The organism is Leifsonia sp. SIMBA_070, from assembly GCF_046534635.1.
Classification (GTDB): Bacteria; Actinomycetota; Actinomycetes; order Actinomycetales; family Microbacteriaceae; genus Leifsonia.
Window position 1 is genome coordinate 1 of the sequence record NZ_JAWRYK010000486.1, and the last position, 260, is coordinate 260.

General features: G+C 65.8%; 1 protein-coding gene. It reads right to left on the reverse strand.

Features of this window, described 5'->3' with window-relative positions:
- Positions 1-260: hypothetical protein (locus SB754_RS21155; protein WP_410784305.1), on the reverse strand; the 260-nt coding region annotated here is incomplete at both ends.

Below are 260 nucleotides of genomic sequence, written 5' to 3' on the forward strand. Positions count from 1 at the left end.
CGCGCCGATGCCGCGCCTTCCGCCGCTGGCGAGAAATGCCAGCACGCCACCGTCGTCGGACATCACGGTGCCATTGCCAGGCTTTGCCTCCGCCAGCCAGCGTGTCCGCTTCAAAGACCAATCCAGTTGACGCCGCGCCACCGACACCTCAGGCAGCAAGCGCTCAAGGTAGTCGAGTGCGGCCCGCAGGATCGGCACAGCAGACGGATCGGTTTCATCGGTCCTGACCTCTCCGATGACCTCGAGATTGCCCGCGAGGC